General features: G+C 48.3%; 16 protein-coding genes. 7 read left to right on the top strand and 9 right to left on the bottom strand.

Annotated elements, in window-relative coordinates:
- Positions 1-112: 112 nt before the first annotated feature.
- Positions 113-583: an FxsA family protein gene (locus ACSV5M_RS19460; protein WP_439178281.1), complete on the bottom strand. Its 471-nt coding sequence runs from the start codon at positions 581-583 to the stop codon at positions 113-115.
- Positions 584-622: 39 nt separating this feature from the next.
- Positions 623-1,648 carry a DUF481 domain-containing protein gene (locus ACSV5M_RS19455; protein ID WP_439178280.1) on the bottom strand — a complete coding sequence of 342 codons (1,026 nt, stop codon included), beginning with the start codon at positions 1,646-1,648 and terminating at the stop codon, positions 623-625.
- Positions 1,649-1,796: 148 nt separating this feature from the next.
- Here ACSV5M_RS19455 and ACSV5M_RS19450 point away from each other — a divergent pair, with 148 nt between their 5' ends.
- Positions 1,797-2,111 (top strand): MGMT family protein, encoded by a 315-nt coding sequence (locus ACSV5M_RS19450; RefSeq protein WP_439178279.1) that lies wholly within the window; start codon positions 1,797-1,799, stop codon positions 2,109-2,111.
- Here ACSV5M_RS19450 and ACSV5M_RS19445 read toward each other — a convergent pair.
- The 5 genes from ACSV5M_RS19445 to ACSV5M_RS19425 all read right to left on the bottom strand — a co-directional run bounded on the left by ACSV5M_RS19445 (position 2,085) and on the right by ACSV5M_RS19425 (position 8,291).
- Positions 2,085-3,491 (bottom strand): AmpG family muropeptide MFS transporter, encoded by a 1,407-nt coding sequence (locus ACSV5M_RS19445; RefSeq protein WP_439178278.1) that lies wholly within the window; start codon positions 3,489-3,491, stop codon positions 2,085-2,087. The genes ACSV5M_RS19450 and ACSV5M_RS19445 overlap by 27 nt on opposite strands.
- 137 nt (positions 3,492-3,628) lie before the next feature.
- Positions 3,629-4,111, bottom strand: a complete 483-nt coding sequence (locus ACSV5M_RS19440) for a YajQ family cyclic di-GMP-binding protein (protein ID WP_439178277.1) — start codon at positions 4,109-4,111, stop codon at positions 3,629-3,631.
- A 39-nt stretch (positions 4,112-4,150) separates the two neighbouring features.
- Positions 4,151-5,077: a regulatory signaling modulator protein AmpE gene (gene ampE / locus ACSV5M_RS19435; protein ID WP_439178276.1), complete on the bottom strand. Its 927-nt coding sequence runs from the start codon at positions 5,075-5,077 to the stop codon at positions 4,151-4,153.
- The gene (gene ampD / locus ACSV5M_RS19430; RefSeq protein ID WP_439178275.1) at positions 5,074-5,634 is read right to left on the bottom strand and encodes a 1,6-anhydro-N-acetylmuramyl-L-alanine amidase AmpD; all 561 of its coding nucleotides are present in this window, start codon (positions 5,632-5,634) and stop codon (positions 5,074-5,076) included. Before ampD ends, ampE begins: the two co-directional genes overlap by 4 nt.
- 122 nt (positions 5,635-5,756) lie before the next feature.
- Positions 5,757-8,291 carry a DUF1631 family protein gene (locus ACSV5M_RS19425; protein WP_439178274.1) on the bottom strand — a complete coding sequence of 845 codons (2,535 nt, stop codon included), beginning with the start codon at positions 8,289-8,291 and terminating at the stop codon, positions 5,757-5,759.
- 478 nt (positions 8,292-8,769) lie between these two features.
- On the opposite strand from ACSV5M_RS19425, the gene ACSV5M_RS19420 reads away from it, so the two are divergent.
- From ACSV5M_RS19420 to ACSV5M_RS19395, 6 genes are all read left to right on the top strand, one after another.
- Positions 8,770-9,108 carry a helix-turn-helix transcriptional regulator gene (locus ACSV5M_RS19420; RefSeq protein ID WP_439178273.1) on the top strand — a complete coding sequence of 113 codons (339 nt, stop codon included), beginning with the start codon at positions 8,770-8,772 and terminating at the stop codon, positions 9,106-9,108.
- Positions 9,098-10,381, top strand: coding sequence for a type II toxin-antitoxin system HipA family toxin (locus ACSV5M_RS19415; RefSeq protein WP_439178272.1), 1,284 nt, complete (start codon positions 9,098-9,100; stop codon positions 10,379-10,381). Before ACSV5M_RS19420 ends, ACSV5M_RS19415 begins: the two co-directional genes overlap by 11 nt.
- Before the next feature lie 69 nt (positions 10,382-10,450).
- Complete coding sequence (gene nadC / locus ACSV5M_RS19410; RefSeq protein ID WP_439178271.1) at positions 10,451-11,317, top strand: carboxylating nicotinate-nucleotide diphosphorylase; 867 nt, start codon at positions 10,451-10,453, stop codon at positions 11,315-11,317.
- A 13-nt stretch (positions 11,318-11,330) separates the two neighbouring features.
- Entirely contained in the window at positions 11,331-12,062 is a 732-nt protein-coding gene (locus tag ACSV5M_RS19405; protein WP_439178270.1) for a methyltransferase domain-containing protein, read from the top strand.
- On the top strand, positions 12,059-13,222 hold the full coding sequence (locus ACSV5M_RS19400; protein ID WP_439178269.1) for a glycosyltransferase family 4 protein: 1,164 nt from the start codon (positions 12,059-12,061) through the stop codon (positions 13,220-13,222). The genes ACSV5M_RS19405 and ACSV5M_RS19400 overlap by 4 nt, the downstream gene beginning before the upstream one ends.
- Positions 13,209-14,480: a lipopolysaccharide biosynthesis protein gene (locus ACSV5M_RS19395; protein WP_439178268.1), complete on the top strand. Its 1,272-nt coding sequence runs from the start codon at positions 13,209-13,211 to the stop codon at positions 14,478-14,480. The genes ACSV5M_RS19400 and ACSV5M_RS19395 overlap by 14 nt, the downstream gene beginning before the upstream one ends.
- Here the strand turns inward: ACSV5M_RS19395 and ACSV5M_RS19390 are convergent.
- Together ACSV5M_RS19390 and ACSV5M_RS19385 are read right to left on the bottom strand one after the other, a co-directional pair.
- Positions 14,454-15,332, bottom strand: a complete 879-nt coding sequence (locus ACSV5M_RS19390) for an FkbM family methyltransferase (protein ID WP_439178267.1) — start codon at positions 15,330-15,332, stop codon at positions 14,454-14,456. The genes ACSV5M_RS19395 and ACSV5M_RS19390 overlap by 27 nt on opposite strands.
- Entirely contained in the window at positions 15,316-16,341 is a 1,026-nt protein-coding gene (locus tag ACSV5M_RS19385) for a glycosyltransferase family 4 protein (protein WP_439178266.1), read from the bottom strand. The genes ACSV5M_RS19390 and ACSV5M_RS19385 overlap by 17 nt, the downstream gene beginning before the upstream one ends.
- Positions 16,342-16,348 lie beyond the last annotated feature (7 nt).

Genomic DNA, 16,348 nt, shown 5'->3' with positions numbered 1-16,348 from the left:
AGTCAGGGACGACTTGAAGGAGCTACAGGGATGTATTCATGCGTTTTCGAAACAAAAGGCCTAATGACAAACGGATTTAAGAGGCACCACTTCACTGAACTTATATCCAGCATTATCGCTTATCATCCCGCCGAAATTCCCCTTCCAGTGTGCGACCAATTTTCTCCGGTTCGGTTGGCGGTGGTGTTTCCGCTTCAACGTCGTACACATTCCCCTGATAACGCGCCGTTTTAACGCGCATATTGCGCAGCCAACGATTCAACAAGCCCCGGCGCAACGGCGGAATCAGCAAAAGCACCGCAATACAATCACTGACAAACCCCGGAATAATTAACAAGACACCGGCAACGCCCATCATCATGCCGCCCACCACCGCTTGCGCCGGTACTTCACCGCGACGCAGCTGCTGGTTGACGCTGAACATAGTCGCCACACCCAGATAACGGATCAGATTAATGCCAATGATCGCCGCCAGGATCAACCAGGCAATCGTCGGCAACACACCGATCTCATCGCCGATGACGATAAGCAGCCAGATCTCGATCACCGGCAAGATAAGCAACATCATCAAAAAAAATCGCATCAATCACTCCGTTCGTTTTTGGCTCGCCATGATGCCACATCACCACTTGTAACTGACACCCACCGACATACGCGTGTCCTTTTCCTGCTTCCCGGGTTGTGGTTGATTATCGACGTTGTAGTCGACTTTGAGTTCCGAGTAGACCTTGCTCAGGATCATGGCGCTCAGGCCGGTGGTGGTTTTCAGATAAAAGTTGCTGCTGTCATCAAAGGACTGGATCAGTTCGTTGTTATGGAAAAACGAAACGCCCAGGGGCAAGGTGTAGCGAAAATCAGTGGCTAGCCGCCAGGCGGTGTAGTTGTCATCGATTTCGTAGTCCGGGTCGATAACAAACGAGTCCATATAGACTTCGTTGTAATAGGCCAGGCCCGACCTTAGTGACAACGCCGATTTACTGTTTTCCCAGAATTGATAACCCGCACCGGAACCCAGCGTGTAGTAATTGTCGATGCCCCGCGCTTCTTCCACCCCCAGCGCTACGTTGTTAGACCAGAACCACCGTTCGCGGAAAAACCAATCGAGGCCATAACTGAGATTCCATTTTTCCGGCGGTTCAGAATACCACCAGGAGGCCCGTGCATACTCGCCGCCCAAGGTGTGGCGAAACTCGCTGCGCCGCAGGGTAAATTCGGCTTGAACATTCCATTCATCGCGCACCTCGTTACCGCGCGAGTAGGCACCCCATAAGTTAATGCGGCCGTGGTGAACATATTCGCCTTCAACGAAGGTTTCGTAGGGGGTCATCACCTTCATGGACAACAGGGGTGTGCGCACCATGCGCGATCGAAGCCCGCAGTAATACACCAGGTTTTCGCCTTCCATATCTTCCAGCATACAGGGAATATCATTGCCGCTGATCTTGAAGGGTTTAGCGCTGACGATATTTTTGACCTTGTTCTTTTTGATATTCAGTTCACCAAAGTTGGTCGATTTCCATATCACACTGTCGCCCTCCAGCCGAACGAATTCACCCTCTGCGCGATCACCGTTAATCAGCTCTAGATAACCCGCATGAGCCTGTACACTCGTCACTATAAGCGCCAGGAATAACCAGAAAAACTTCACTCGCTCACCTTTACATCTCAAAATTTTGTCTGCTCACGATTACAATGTCCGCCTCCGACAGGCGCAATGTAAAAAGTGTTAATTAACGTAATTGATGCCATCGCTCCGGTTTAATTCCCGGCCCGCTTAATTCCCAGAGAACCAGGATATGCACCCGCCCCTTTCCAATAAAGAAGCCATTTTTCTCGCGCTCAAGCAGATCCCGCGCGGCAGGGTCGTCACCTATGGCCAGTTAGCGCGGCTCGCCGGCCTGCCGGGCGCAGCGCGCCTGGCAGGCAGCGTGTTGCGCGAATTACCCAAAGGCACGCGCCTCGCATGGCATAGGGTCATCAATGCTCAGGGCAAATTGTCCCTGCCACCGGGCTCACCCAGTTATCAGGAACAGATCCGTCGTCTGACAGCAGAAGGGGTAGAAATCCACAACGGGAAAATCAGTTTATTGCGGTTCGGATGGGACATTTGATCCATGTCCGTCCGGAGAAGTGGCGCGCTCACGGCGTTTAAAAATCGTGCTGATTGCAATCAATAACAACAAGCCGGGAATCACCATCAGGGCCGTGATAACAAAAAATAACGCCCAGTTGCCGCCCAGGCTATCCACCATTTGCCCGCTGAATGACGACAGCGACGTGCGCCCCAAACTGCCCAGCGAAGCCAGCAAGGCATATTGTGATGCGGAAAAAGCGCGGCCGCTCAACCAACTGATAAACGATACAAATGCTACCGATGAAAATGCGGAAGTGAAGTTATCCACCAGAATCGTGGCCAGAAATAAGGTTTCACTGGGTCCGGTAATCGCGATCCAGGCGAACATCAAATTACTCGCCGCCATGGTTGCACCGCCGATAAACAAGCCGCGCACAATGCCGTAACGAATATTGATCGCGCTGCCGATCAGCGTGAAGATGATCGTCATAATCCAGCCCACCATCTTGGAATATTCGGCAATTTGTTCGTTGCTGAAACCGACTTCGCGATAAAACTGGATCGACATCCGCCCGAGAAAGGCTTCGCCGATTTTAAAGAAAAACACAAACACCAGAATCATGCAGGCGAGCTGCCACCCGTTGCGCCGAAAAAATTCAGCGAAGGGTTCGATGATGGTGACTGAAATCCGCGCTACCACTCGCTGCCACCATCCGGTGTGTGAGAAGGCGTGCAGATATTTTTCTTCTGCCATTTTCTGCAAGGCTTCGCGCTGGGTTTGCGGCTCTCTGACTATGGCAGTAAAGACCATCATCAAGCCCATTATCGCTGCCATCACCAGGTAAACGTTGGACCAGCCAATCACATCAGCGTAATGAAACGCGATATAACCCGGCAACGAGTAACCGGTCCACCAACCGATCACGCTCATGGCCGACGCCGGCGGCAACCGCTCTTTATCATCGCCGATGATGTCGATACGGTAAGCGTCGATCGCCACATCCTGAGTGGCGGAAAACGTCGTCAGCGCCAGTGCCAACAAGGACGTCCATAACAAACTGAGCGCAGGGTTGGTAAACGCAATGCCGACGGTTGCGCACAGCATCAAGCCTTGCATCAGCATAATCCAGCCGCGCCGCTGCCCGAGCCGTTGGCAAATTACCGGCAATTTAATGCGGTCCAGCAAGGGCGCCCATAAAAAATTAATCGCGTAAACGACCGTAACAGAGCCGAAATAACCGATTGCTGAACGAGACAATCCAGAATCGCTTAACCAACCGCTCATGCTTGAGCCGACAAGTACCCAAGGAAAGCCTGACGAACATCCCAACAGGAAGATGTACAACAGACGAATGTCACGATAAGAGTTAAACGCCTGACGCCAGCTTTGGACTTTGCCGTCCACACGATTAAACATAAATAATCTCAAGTAGGTCGGATTAGCGCAGCGTAATCCGACGCAGTTACCAAAAGTATGAGCGTCTGAGAGAGTGTTTGAAAATTATTGATGCCGGATTACGCTGCGCTAATCCGACCTACATAGTGCAATAAAGATTAGTCGCGGAAGTTGGTGTATTGCAGCGGCATTTCAATGTCCGCAGCGCGCAGCATGGCGATACATTCTTGCAGGTCATCGCGTTTCTTGCCGGTTACACGCACCTGGTCGCCCTGGATCTGCGCCTGTACTTTCATCTTGGCATCCTTGATCATCTTGACAATCTTCCGGCTCAGATCTGAATCCAGGCCAGTGCGCACGATAATTTCCTGCTTGACTTGCTTGCCAGAACTTTTTACATCTTTGATTTCCAGACAGGCAATATCAATCTGGTTTTTATGCAGGGCACCTTTTAATACATCCAGCATTTGTTCCAGTTGAAACTCTACATCGGCAGTCATGGTAACTTCGTAGTCTTTGCGTTCGAAACTGGCACCCACACCTTTAAAATCGTAACGAGTGGTAATGAGGCGGTTGGACTGATCCACCGCGTTGGTGAGTGCGTGTTTATCCACTTCGGAAACTATGTCAAAAGACGGCATAAAAACCTCAAACGTGTTAATCAAGAAATCATTCAGTGGCTATAAGACCAGCGTTATCAGCGCGAGCACACAGACCCATAACAACAGCGCGCGCGAAAACAGCGGCACACTGTTTTTAATCAGCGACAACGAATACACCGGCTCATTAGGCGTTACTGTGGGTTCACTGACATTGGGTTCATTGCCATTGGTATCACAATTCCCCAGCAGTGGATCATCGACACCCAGGGCACCGCGCAGGCTGTTGTTCAACAAGGTCATGGATGAATGCTTTACATCCAGCAACCGCGCCTGCCAACAGCGATAGCAGGTTTCAAAATTCCCCACCAGCGCCCAGGTTAAACCCATCACGCGGACCGCCGGCCACTCCATCAACCACAACCAACGTGCCGCTAAACGACCGTGGCTCGTTGCAACCGTTTCGCGTTCGCGGTAGATCACACTGAGGCGATACAGCAAGGCACCCACGGCACCGAGGATAAAAAACCAGAATAGGACGGCAAACATCCGTTCAAATCCGCGATAACTGATGACCCGTAAGGTTTCACTGTGCAACATGGGCCAGTTTTCCACATCCGGGCAGGACTCTTCCGAGCCGGCACCACCGCGCAATTCATCAGTTAACCGGCTCGCCATTACATTGTCACCCCGTTCACTGGCAGCAATATAGGCCTTCACTTCCGTTGAAAAATTCCCGCGCCCCAAACTGTAAAGCAGCACCGGCACGTACAGGAAAAACAACCAGTTGACCGACAAGAGCACAGCGATGATGTAAACAAGCAGCGCCAATATCAGCGAGGGTATCAGCAGGCTCAGGGTTAAATGAAGCAGCGGCGAACTGCCGATCACAGCGAGGTTTTTTAGTGAATCCGCCAAACGGATAAACCAGGCGTCGTATTGCAATGGCGCGCCTGAACCCCACCATTGCACCAACAGCAAAACCACAACCAAACTGAGGAAGATCATAAAGTCCCTGCCGCCAATAGTTGATGATAGTGCGCCCAATCAAACGCGGCGCCCGGGTCCGTTTTGCGGCCCGGCGCTATATGCGCATGGCCTGTGATGCGCTCACGGGTTATTGCCGGATACGCATTCAATAAACATCGAGTGACCTCAGCGAGCGTCAGATATTGTGCATCAGTGTAGGCAATATCATCCGTGCCTTCCAACTCAATACCGATACTGTAATCGTTGCACTCTGCCACACCCGCAAAGCTGGAGGCGCCCGCGTGCCAGGCCCGTTGGTCAAACGCCACAAACTGGGTGATCAAACCGGTGCGCGCGATAAACAGATGAGCGGATACCTTGAGGTCGGCGATGGTGGCGAAGTAAGGATGCTGCTCGGGGTTCAATTGATTAACGAAAAAGGCTTCCACACAGCCGGTACCAAACTGGCCGGGCGGCAAGCTGATGTTATGGATAACCAACAAGCTGATAGCCACATTCGCCGGGCGCTGATTGAAGTTGGGCGAAGGGCAATGCCGCACGCCTTGCAACCAGCCATTGAGGATAGTGTGTGCCAAAAGGAAGTCCGCCTGCTGTTCTCGGAAGGCGACATGATACATGGGCGGGTAAGAAAGAGGCTACCAAGGAGCGAGTGACACCCGCCGAAACGGCTGGACCGTTCCGGCGGGCAAGGGGAATATCAATTGGCTGGCCGACCCTGACGCAGGTTTCCGATAACAGCTTCCAGGGCGCGATCAAACAACATGCCATCATCCAGCACACGCAAGCGGCCAGACTTCATGGCCAGCGCCAGGCTGTTGCGGGTTTCCTCCGCCACCTTCATACCGGAACGGTTAACGAAGATGTACTTGCCAGTGGGACGGATGATCGCCGCCAAACGGCAACGGAATTTCTGACCACCATCACCGGCCATCTCAAACCAGCTGCCCTGAGTGATATTGGCTACCAAGGATAGATGCTGGTCACCTTCCGGCAACTGCTCTTCGGCATCCTGTGACATCACCACAAAAGGCTGTGCGGCGTTGACGGTTTCCGCCACGGTGGGACTGGCCGCCCCGGTTTTTACTGCGTCTGCCCGCGGTGCATCAGCGGTGCCAGATTGCGTAGTGGTGGGTTGCGTTACTGTAGCGGCGGCAGGTTTTGCAGCTTCTGGCTGCTCAACGGCGGGTGCAGCCGTGGCGACCGGGGCTTCAACAACCGGCTGGTTCGCAGCCACTTTATCGGGTGATGCAACCGTGGCTGGCTTGGCCGGGGTTGCTGTTTTTGCTACCTCTACCTGACCTGCGGGGGATTGGGCTTTCGGGGCTGACGCCTCCGGCGCTTTGGGTGTCGGTACAGCCACTGGTACGGCTTCGCCGCGCAAACGCGCCAGATGCAAGCCTTCCAGTTGTTTAAATAAGTGAGTGGCGTCAAACGGATTGTAGGAAATACTTTCCAGCCCTTGCCGCAACTGTTGCAGCAACACCGGGACCAGCTTCAACAAACGCTGCCGGTTATCTTTATCCATGGGCGCGCACAGGCTCCACACCAGTTGTTGAGCGGTGCTGATCTTGGATTGCCACTCTTCGCTGTCAGTGCCATTCTTCAGACAGGTAATAAACATCACATTGGCCCAGGCATCGCGCAACAATTTGACTGCTGCAGCGGGCAAGTTCTGTTTTCCGATAATCGCATTAAGCGCTGTATCCACATCAGCACGGGCGCGCTCGGATTTGGCTTTACCGTCTTCCGCATCAATGGTGCGCTGCTCAAGAATTTGGGCACGACGTTTTTCTTTATCGAGATACGCACGGAAGTCATTCAGCAGGCTGTTGAAGATGGACATGTCAGCTTCAAAGTCTGACAACACACTTTGCACCACCTCTTCCATCTTGCTGAACAGGTTGTCTTTGCGCTGATTTTCGTCACTGCTTTCCTGCCAGCCCAGCGCTGCCGTGGCCAGTTCGTTCAACAGCCGACGAGCCGGGTGGCCGCCTTTGCTGAAGAAGGATTTATCGGCGATAGCGACCTTGATCATCGGAATCTGCAAGCGTCCGAGCAGCACTTTCATAGGCGCAGCCAGGTTGCGGTCATCCAGGATAAATTCAAACATCATGCTCACCAGGTTGATCACGTCATCGTCAACCTGATTGATGTTTTGCGGCTTTTGCTCCTGGCTTTTGAGTAGATCTTTCAGCATCTCCCGTACATTGACGGGCGCTGCACTGGTATAACTCGCAGCGCCGGAAGAGGCCATGCTGCGTTGCTGAGCCTGGGACAGGATATTGATTAATTCCTGGCTGGCCAGCTCTTCACCGGTGGGCCGTTGTGCGGGGGCGGCATTGCGCGTGCCCAGCAAATCGCGCAGGGTATGCAATACCTGGTTGGTTTGCTCGTCGTAGCCGGCACCGCCTGCGTAATTGCCCTGCCCTGACGGCGACGTACTAACGTGAGCCGCACTGGCACCCGCCCCGTAAGGATTCTCCGGTGCAGTCGTGGTGGGTTTTCTGGGTTTGGTGCCTTGCTTTAACGATGGCAGGATATTCGCTTCGATCAGTTGCTGGTTAAGCGCCTGGAACAATCCGCCCAGTTTGGCCATTACCAGATTATCGAAGAGCTTGAACAGCACCAGCTTCGCTTTGACATCAATGCGTACGGCCTTGGTCGCATCGGTAAAGGCGTTGCAGATGACATCGACCCCCAAGGGATTATTCTTTTGATACACCTTGACAGGTACCAGATGATCGATACGCAAGGTCAGGTGTTGAATCGCTTCGGCAAACTGATCGTTCGCCTTGTTGATCATGCCCTCGGTGGCCACCATTTCTTCCAACTCATCATTTTTGACCAATGACAGCTCGTCGAGGGAGAATTCTTTTTCTTCAGCGCGGGATGCATCGCGATAAGCATAAGGATCAAGTAACTGCGCAAAACCGATATCGATACTGCGAAAAAATGCCGCTTCGATAGCGCGACGACGGATACGCACTTCGCGCATGGAATCAAAATAGAGATTTTGCTCGTGGTTATTGGTGGCCTTATCGGCCAGTTCAAACAAGGCGTCGTCAGCCCGATCAAACAACTCACGCAACATCACCTGCAATTGCTGGCGCGCTTTATCGCGCAACGCGTGCATGGAAGCCGGCAGGCGCGTTAACGCCACATGCGGCGCTGCATTACGCTCCGGATTCAATTGCACGACCTTGTTTTGATCAGATTTGATGGACTCGGACATGGCGGAATTACCATTAAAGAAAGACTGCTGTGATTGAAGTATAACCAAGGCCAATTCACCGCCCAGAAGCAAATTGCAATATCGAGAGCCATATCACATTAAGCAATAACCAGCATTTTTTCTTATATATGTTTGCCAAAAAATGTCGAGAAACCATGAAAAACAGGCATAAAAACTGGTTTTATTTTAAACAGCCACTCTTTTTTTATATCTTTTGGTGCTATAGGGCATTTTGAAAAAAGCGCCATTTTTAACGTGTTTTGTCGAGCTGACGCCTAAAAAAACATTGTGAAAATGGCGGGATAACCCTACTGGTTTTGCATATATAAATAGGCCAATGAGGCGCCAAAGGGTTCCCGATTTTTAAGACTCCTGACAAAACACATTTACGTTGACTTGCCAAGCTATTGAATGTTATTTTTTGGATTATTAATAAATCATAAAAAATTAAATGATTTATATATGAGGCAAAAATACCATGCCAAAACCTCACGTACGCACCTATTCACGGCACAGTTTGTATGCCCTCGAACTTATGGGAAATTTAATTCGCGAAGGCAGGATAACCGCCAAATTAACAACGACAGAGCTAGCCGAACGGGCCGGCATTTCCCGATCCTTGTTGCAGCGTATTGAAAAGGGTGACCCAGGGTGCGCCATTGGAGTGGTCTTCGAGGTGGCAACCATTATTGGTCTGCCTTTATTCAGTGAGGACACCAAAAGCCTCGCCGTACGGCTAGATTACAGCAAGGAAAAGCAATCACTGTTACCCAAGGCTGTTCGCCGGTCCAACCGAGTGGTGAAAGATGATTTCTAAAGGCACTTACAACGAAGCTTATGTCTGGATTTGGCTACCGGCAAAAACCGAACCTGTTGTGGCTGGTCTGCTAAGCGCATCAGCCAATCAACTTGTCTTCAACTACGGGCGCAGCTATTTGCAACGGTCAGATGCCATCCCCATCTATACTCCGGAATTGCCTTTACAACAGGGTGTAATACCACTTCTGCCAAGCCTGGATATGCCGAGTTGCATCCGCGACGCCTCTCCTGATGCCTGGGGGCGCCGCGTATTGATCAATCGCAAGCTCGGCCTGAAAGGTAATAGCGCAACGGGAGTAGAGCTAGACGAGCTGACTTACCTGCTCGAATCAGGTTCGGACCGCATTGGCGCACTGGACTTTCAACGTTCGCCTACCGAATATATACCTCGCCAAGCGCAAAGTGCCTCTCTGGAAGCGCTCATGCAGTCGGCAGAAAGAGTGGAAAAAGGTATACCTTTACAACCCGAATTAGATCAGGCACTGCAGCATGGCACCTCCTTGGGTGGTGCCCGCCCGAAGGTGTTGATTGAAGACGGCGAGCGTAAATTCATCGCCAAGTTCTCGGCCACAAATGATCTTTACAATATTGTAAAAGCAGAATTCATCGCGATGCGGCTGGCAGCGGAAGTCGGATTGGATGTCGCCCCGGTAAAACTCACCACGGCACTGGGTAAAGATGTACTGCTAATTGAACGATTTGATCGCATCAAAGTAAAAGCCGGCTGGCAGCGCAAAGCCATGGTGTCAGCCCTCACGCTGTTTGAATTGAATGAGATGATGGCGGCCTATGCCAGTTATGAAACCCTGGCCGAAATTATTCGACATCGGTTTACTGAACCCATGCAAACCCTGGAAGAACTATTTGGCCGAATGGTCTTCAATATCCTGTGTGGCAACACGGACGACCACGCCCGCAACCATGCCGCCTTTTGGGATGGAAAAGCGCTGACATTGACCAGCGCCTACGATATCTGCCCACAATCGCGCAGCGGCAATGAAGCATCCCAAGCGATGCTAATTCACGGTAACCATCGTATGAGCCAATTGATAACCTGCCTTGACGCTGCACCTAATTTCCTCCTCACAATCGACAAAGCCAAGGCGATCATCACCCGACAAATTCATATCATTAAACAACGCTTTCAAACGGTATGCGATGAAGCCTCGTTACCCGAGGTGGACAGAAGGCTGCTATGGCGACGACAATTCCTTAACCCGTTTGCCTTTTATGGTGCTCCGGATGAATTAACAAGCATGCAGGATAATTGAAGATAAGTATTCGTCGCTAAAACGCGCTTTCTCATCTGATCGCTCAACTGCCACACTGGATGACTTTTTATGCTTAACCACATCGCCGATAAAATTCCTCACCTGCAACGCGATATCGTCACCGCCGTATTACACGCACTGAATGAAGACATCGGCACCGGCGATATCACCGCCCAACTGATCCCCGCCGACCAGATCGCCCAAGCCAGCGTAATCACCCGTGAAGACTGCACATTCTGCGGCCAAGCCTGGGTAGAGGAAGTGTTTCGCCAGATCGATCCGTTTGTGCGTATTAACTGGCATGTAAAAGACGGCGAGCAGGCCAAAGCCAACAGCTCGCTATTTCATCTCGAAGGCAAAGCACGCAGCCTGCTCACCGGCGAACGCGCCGCACTGAATTTTGTCCAGACACTCTCAGGCACCGCCACCATCAGCCACCACTACGCGCAACTGGTGGCGCACACGGCAGTGAAACTGCTCGACACCCGTAAAACCATCCCCGGCCTGCGCACCGCCCAAAAATACGCCGTCGCCTGCGGCGGCTGCCACAACCACCGCATCGGCCTCTACGATGCCTTCCTAATCAAAGAAAACCACATCGCCGCCTGCGGCAGCATCGCCAACGCCGTGACCAGCGCCCACCACATCGCCCCGGGCAAACCGGTAGAAGTAGAAGTGGAAACCCTGGAAGAACTCCAACAAGCCCTCACCGCCGGAGCGGATATCATCATGCTGGATAATTTTTCGGTGGAGGATATGGTAACGGCGGTGAAGATGAATAACGGCAAAGCCAAACTCGAAGCATCCGGCAATGTCACGGAAGAAACGTTACCGGTGATTGCAGAAACGGGCGTGGATTTTATTTCGATTGGAGCGTTGACTAAACACTGCCGTGCAATAGACCTGTCGATGAGAATAACCGATAAAGTCCTCTAGAGATCTTTAAATTATGAATGAACATAGAAATCCACATGCCCCCCTAGATGTACCTAGCCGATATCTAAAGGGATTAAAAATTGAAAGATTAATAGGTCTATCAGAGCGAAGCTTCCCTCTAACTATATTAGAAGTTGGAACTGGATCAGGAGGCATATCTCACTACTTCGGAAATCATAAGAAAATTATTTGCAAGGTCGAATCAGTAGATGTATGCGATGTACGTGTCATAAAAGAAGGATATAACTTCCAATTAGTAAATGATGTTAAGCTTCCCTACGAAGAAATGAGTTTTGATGTTGTTATTAGCAATCATGTTATCGAGCATGTTGGGGACCAAAAAAATCAACAATATCACCTCAACGAACTTTTTCGGGTATTAAAGCCTGATGGTATCGGTTATTTAGCAGTACCTAACAGATGGATGTTAATTGAGCCTCACTATAAATTACCTTTTCTCAGTTGGCTTCCAAAAAAGCTAAGGTCACCTTATCTCTCTCTGATGAAAAAAGGTAAATTTTACGATTGCGAACCACTGACTGTTAGTGAACTTGAAGGCATGTTAAAAGCAGCTCAACTTAATCCAAAAAATTTATCCAATAGAGCCATAAGAGAAACATTTGCCATTGAATCTCCTGATTCAATGGCAAATAAGTTTATAAAAATCACACCAAATTTCATATTTGATCTACTGAAACCCTTGATTCCTACGTTGATATATTCGTTTAAAAGAGACGCCCAATGAAAATCCTCTTGATAACCAGAAACCTCCCTCCAATGGTTGGTGGAATGGAGCGATTAAACTGGCACATGGCTGAAGAGCTAGCAAAAGATTTCGAGGTGATGATAATTGGCCCTCAGAGCGCCGAAACCGAGGCTCCCGAGAGAGCCAAATTTATTGGTATACCAGCAAAGTCTTTATGGAAATTTTTACTTTTAGCTGGCTGGAAAAGTATAGCCACATCCAGAACGTTTAAGCCTGATATCATTCTGGCAGGAAGTGGGCTAACTGCTCCTATAACATATATTGCGGCCAAACTTAGTAAAGCCAAGGCTATAACTTATATACATGGCCTTGATGTTACTGTTCCAAATATTCTTTACCGTACAATCTGGATTCATTTCATAAAAAAAATGGATATGATCATAGCTAACAGCAATCCAACAGCCGAAATAGCATCAAGGCTCAACATAAAACAGCAAAAAATCAAAACCATTCACCCCGGCGTGTCATTACCGGGAGTTTATCCAAATCACAATCAACTAGCATCCTTCCGAAGGGAATACGATTTGGGCAATCGAAAACTGCTTCTTTCGGTGGGAAGATTGGTGGAGCGCAAAGGAATTAAAGAATTCGTTAAATATTCCCTGCCTCAGATTGTCGAGCATTTCCCTGATATATTGCTTATTGTAATTGGCACGCCCCCTATACACTCACTTTACGCCAAGCCCCAAACTCCAGAAAGTATTATGGAAGCAGCTGAAGAGTTAGGAGTTAAAAGCAATGTTAAATTCTTAGGTGCGGTTACAGATTCAACTTTACACCTGGCTTATGCAGCGTCATCCGTACATGTATTCCCTATTAAAAAGAGCTTAACTGATCCAGAGGGTTTTGGAATGGTGGCAATAGAAGCGGCTGCTTATGGCTTGCCCTCTGTAGCATTTGCATCAGGAGGTATCGGAGATGCCGTACTCGCAGGCAGTTCTGGTTTGTTAGTCCCACCTGACGACTATGTAGAACTTTCAAAGAAAATTATCGTTATGCTAAATAACGATGGTGACATGCGACAGCCGAGCAAAAACTTCGCCATGAAATTTTCATGGGACAATTTCGGAAAAGCTCTCAAAGCAGAACTGCATACTGTTTCGCTAAAAAAGAAGAAATCTAATAATGCGACAGCATAATCTCAAAGGCTTGATCAATAGCCCTATCTTGAAATCAACTATCGGTGCTAGCGGTATATATATATTCAGAATAGCCACGCAAGCTGCTACATTAATTCTTCTCGGAAAGCTTTTAGGGACAGAAAATTTTGCCCTTTTTGCTGCCATTTCGGCAAGCGCTGTTATTCTAGGAGGCTTATCTACACTAGGAATGAACGTCCTATTATTAGGAGAAACTTCAAAAAACCATGATAATCGGGAGGAGGTTCTATCATATGCGCTACCCGCCACCTTAATATCAGGCGGATCATTACTAATTTTCTTTTTATATCTCGTTGTTCAAGTATTTGAATATAGCTCAGAAAACTTACTCGCCATCTTATCGATTGGTATAGCAGAGATAATTCTATATCCCATAATTTTACTAATTGCAGCAGCTCATCAAGCCACTGAACGAATTAATTTATCTCAGTTTTTAGTATCACTCCCAATTTTTCTCAGGCTAGCAGGAATAACTTACATTTGGAGCGTAGGCCACTCTGAACCGTTAAGTTTTTTCTTTAGCATATATTCACTGGTTGCAATTATTACTTTAGTAACAGCAAAATTTATTGGCATTGGGAGTTATCCACCAATATCGAAATGGAGATTTCCAAGAAAACAGGAAATAAGAAGCACATCGGGATTTATGTTTACTAATTTTCTATCTCTTTCAACAAATGAGCTAGATAAGGCTCTAGCTGTGAAGCTGATTCCGACAAACGAAGCTGGCCTCTACTCTGTTGGCACAAGGATTATCGGCGCACTCGTGTTACCAGTAGCTGCGATGATTGTCTCTGCATTACCCAAACTCTTTCGCCAGAGTGCTGGCAACCAAAAATTAATAGCAGGGATTTTTTATGTTGCGTTAATATACGGCTTGCTATCCGTAATCTTTGTCGCTGCCACAGCAAAAGCAATCCAGCAGATTATGGGATCAGAATATGCGGGGCTCAAAGAAGCACTTTTCTACATGAGCGTAATAACGCCGGGATTAATTTTAAGGATTACAGCTGGAAATATTCTAATGACTAAAGGAATGACATTACATAGATTACTTTATGAGTTTGGCGGGACAATGCTAATGTGTATTTTATTCTTGGCTCTAAGTGGCCCTCTTGGATTAATAGGGTTGACCCTCGGGCTGGCCGTATCTGAATGGATGATGGGGCTGATTGGGTGGGGAATTATATATTTAAATCATAAAAATAATTTAGCAAGCCGCCTTCCATCGCTCTGATGCTTTCAAATCTAAAGCGAAAACCAGAGAATAGTCTTTCTCTATAACGTTAACTTCTTTTACTACATATCGAACGCCTATAATAGTATGGATAAGCACATTCAACATTGATGATGGTATCGCAGGCCAAAGATCTATCGCAATAAATTTCACATAACCCAACTCCCTTAACAAAGCTAATATATCCTCTGATTGAGATGGTCGATTTGCTTCAAAAGCAATCACCGGTGTTTGCTCCGCCAACACCCCCCTCAAACCTTGTAAAACTTTTAGTTCATGACCTTCAACATCAAGCTTTATAAACGATATACTAACCCCTGCCAAAAGCTCCTCTACAAGAGGACTTGCTTCGCGAACCTCAACTCTATAACCTTCCTTGTCACAATCAGAACCATCTATTGTAGACGCACCAATATTCCCAACCTCTTCTCGCAAAAAAGCGTACCCAGTTTCATTGGAGAGCGCATATGGGGAAACAATCACATTTGAAAGACCATTAATTTCCACATTTAATTGAAGCAGCCGCCTGGTCATTGGGTGAGGCTCAAATGCTATAACAGTATGGAACCTCCCTGCTAAAACCAAAGTATAAATACCTATATTAGCTCCAATATCTAAAAAAAAACCAGACCGGTTAGAGTCTATAACTTCGGATCGTATCATCCATTCGACAGATCGGATTGCAGCCTCCTCGTATAATCCTGTTACGGCAATATCCCTACCAATTTGATCATCCGGGAATGCGCAAATTCGAAATTTTCGATTCCGATTCTTACGAAAAAATCTAACAAACCGCTGCAATAAGTGCCTTACCCAAAATACTCCCCGGGATTCTTTAAATACTATTTGCATGTCTGGCCCCTAAAGTAGTATATATTTTTATATATTCAGCCAGTTGCCTGTCTTCTGAAAATTTCAGCGCGTGCTCACGCGCAGCCTGGCTCATTTTTTCTCTCAAGGATGAGTTGTTTGATATTTTCTCAACCGCATCAGCAAAGGCAGTAGCATGATTACACGGACATAGAAAACCTGTCACACCGTCCAGAACAATCTCAGGAAGCGAAGAAACGTTTGAAGCTACAACAGGAATTCCACATGATTGCGCCTCCAATGCCACCAAACCAAACCCTTCTGATCGCGATGGTAATAGCAATATATCGCCACTATTGTAGAAAGAAGCTAAATTATTATCGCCGATTATTCTGCCAATACCCACCATATTGGATGGGAGCCGAGGATAACCTGGAAGCTCTTCAGGCAAAGCGGTGTAGACAAGCTCATAAGCGCCCCCCAGTAAATTCATGATTTTTGGAAGCAAATCCGCTCCTTTTGCAATGCTAGGCTTCCCAACAAAAAGCAGACGCCTGCCAGAACCAGACGCCCTTCCAGGTTTAAATACTTCGTGATCAATCCAATTGTGTATCGGTGTTACCTGAATTGATTTATATCTATTCTCAGCCTGAGTTGCTGAATACCTGCTCACCGCTGTTAACTTATTAGCCTTTGAAACGGCTCTTTTTTCACAATGACTAATCCATAAATTATGATATATTTTTTGCGTTATACTTCGGTATTTATCCAGTAGCTGTTCGTTTACTGCCCAATGGAATGTGGCAACAATTGGTATGTTTTTAGGAATAAACCTAGTATGTAACCAGGTATTAATATGCATTATCGTGGCCCAATCAGGAGGGGTAGGAACGGGTACTGACCACGGAAGATACTCTGCTCGATGAGGAAGCCAATCAACTACAGCCTTAATACCTCTCTGATTCAAGGCTGTAACCATTCTTTCAACAAAAATATCTGTGCCAGTCCCCGCCCGCACGGCGAGAAACCAAACACCAATAGCTTTTGACACAAGGCTA

This window comes from Cellvibrio sp. ARAG 10.3, from assembly GCF_051846955.1.
In the GTDB taxonomy this organism is placed as follows: Bacteria; Pseudomonadota; Gammaproteobacteria; order Pseudomonadales; family Cellvibrionaceae; genus Cellvibrio.
Note: the sequence above shows the minus strand (reverse complement) of the source record. Positions and strands in the feature narration are given on the sequence as shown.

Coding starts and splice junctions, on each gene's coding strand:
- nadC (WP_439178271.1), top strand. CDS start 10,451: ATGCTTAACCACATCGCCGATAAAATTCCTCACCTGCAACGCGATATC.
- ACSV5M_RS19445 (WP_439178278.1), bottom strand. CDS start 3,491: ATGTTTAATCGTGTGGACGGCAAAGTCCAAAGCTGGCGTCAGGCGTTT.
- ACSV5M_RS19390 (WP_439178267.1), bottom strand. CDS start 15,332: ATGCAAATAGTATTTAAAGAATCCCGGGGAGTATTTTGGGTAAGGCAC.
- ACSV5M_RS19395 (WP_439178268.1), top strand. CDS start 13,209: ATGCGACAGCATAATCTCAAAGGCTTGATCAATAGCCCTATCTTGAAA.
- ACSV5M_RS19440 (WP_439178277.1), bottom strand. CDS start 4,111: ATGCCGTCTTTTGACATAGTTTCCGAAGTGGATAAACACGCACTCACC.
- ACSV5M_RS19460 (WP_439178281.1), bottom strand. CDS start 583: ATGCGATTTTTTTTGATGATGTTGCTTATCTTGCCGGTGATCGAGATC.
- ACSV5M_RS19450 (WP_439178279.1), top strand. CDS start 1,797: ATGCACCCGCCCCTTTCCAATAAAGAAGCCATTTTTCTCGCGCTCAAG.
- ampE (WP_439178276.1), bottom strand. CDS start 5,077: ATGATCTTCCTCAGTTTGGTTGTGGTTTTGCTGTTGGTGCAATGGTGG.
- ACSV5M_RS19425 (WP_439178274.1), bottom strand. CDS start 8,291: ATGTCCGAGTCCATCAAATCTGATCAAAACAAGGTCGTGCAATTGAAT.
- ACSV5M_RS19415 (WP_439178272.1), top strand. CDS start 9,098: ATGATTTCTAAAGGCACTTACAACGAAGCTTATGTCTGGATTTGGCTA.
- ACSV5M_RS19400 (WP_439178269.1), top strand. CDS start 12,059: ATGAAAATCCTCTTGATAACCAGAAACCTCCCTCCAATGGTTGGTGGA.
- ACSV5M_RS19420 (WP_439178273.1), top strand. CDS start 8,770: ATGCCAAAACCTCACGTACGCACCTATTCACGGCACAGTTTGTATGCC.
- ACSV5M_RS19405 (WP_439178270.1), top strand. CDS start 11,331: ATGAATGAACATAGAAATCCACATGCCCCCCTAGATGTACCTAGCCGA.